Origin of the sequence: Streptomyces sp. MS191 (assembly GCF_008042125.1) — a bacterium.
Classification (GTDB): domain Bacteria; phylum Actinomycetota; class Actinomycetes; order Streptomycetales; family Streptomycetaceae; genus Streptomyces.
On sequence record NZ_RDBI01000101.1, the window covers coordinates 1 to 885 of the forward strand.

An 885-nucleotide genomic window follows, 5' to 3' on the forward strand; every position below is an offset into this window, starting at 1 on the left:
CGTGGTGTAGCCCCACGGTGCCGCCCGGAGGCGCGATACCGAGGCCCYGAGGCCCTGTCCGGGCGGGCACCCCCCGGCCGCCGACACGGCGCTTCGCCCCCGCCGCCGGGCGCGGAGCCGTGGCGGTGCGGGCGGAGCGGCCGCGCCCCATGCTGTGGGGAGGGACGGTGTGGGCGCCCGCCGCCGGTCCGCCGAGGGGGGGCCGGCGCGGGCCCGGCGAGAGGCTGACGGGCATGCGGTCGCTGAGAGAGGCCGGAGACACGGTGGCCCGCGCCCTCGCCCGGGCTCCCCGGTGGCTCGCCCTGTGCGCCGGTGCGGGGTGCGCCGCCGTCGGGCTGGTACTGGCCTTCCGGCCGTTCGCGTCCCTCGCCGTCCTTCTCGTGGTGGTGGCCGTGGCGCTCGCCGCGACAGGGCTGGCCGAACTCTTCCACGCGTCCCGGGCGGAGGAGCCGTTCGCGGAGGCCGCCTCGGCCCTCCTCTGGCTGGTCGCCGCCGTCCTGGTCCTGGCGCAGCCGGACCTGTCGCTGGACCTGCTGCGGGTGATCCTCGGCGTCGTGCTCTGCGTCACCGGAGTCCTGCGCACGGCCGCCGCGCTCACGGACCGCGAGAGCGGGCGCCTGATCGCGGGGCTGCTGGGCGCGGCGAGCGTCGTCTTCGGCGTCCTCGCCCTGACCTGGCCCGACGCGACGCTGCTGGTGGTCGCCGTGCTCTTCGGCGTGCACACCTTCCTCTTCGGCTGCCGCCAGGCCGTCGACGCCGTGCGGCGAGGCCGCGCGGGCGGCCGGTCACGGTGATCCGCCGCAGCCCCCGGGGCGGGTCGCGACCCGGCGCGGGCGCGCCACAGCCCTCCCGTGGGGAGCCGGGAGGGCTGTGGCGCGCCCGCGC

The 885-nt window shown here is 79.3% G+C and carries 1 protein-coding gene; it reads left to right on the top strand.

The window, feature by feature from the left end; all coding sequences use genetic code 11:
• Window positions 1-233 precede the first annotated feature (233 nt).
• Window positions 234-794 carry an HdeD family acid-resistance protein gene (locus EAO71_RS35195; RefSeq protein WP_187282953.1) on the top strand — a complete coding sequence of 187 codons (561 nt, stop codon included), beginning with the start codon at window positions 234-236 and terminating at the stop codon, window positions 792-794.
• Window positions 795-885: the final 91 nt, after the last annotated feature.

What these genes read in the sequence shown, in the direction of transcription:
- EAO71_RS35195 (WP_187282953.1), top strand. Translation starts at nt 234, where the DNA reads ATGCGGTCGCTGAGAGAGGCCGGAGACACGGTGGCCCGCGCCCTCGCC.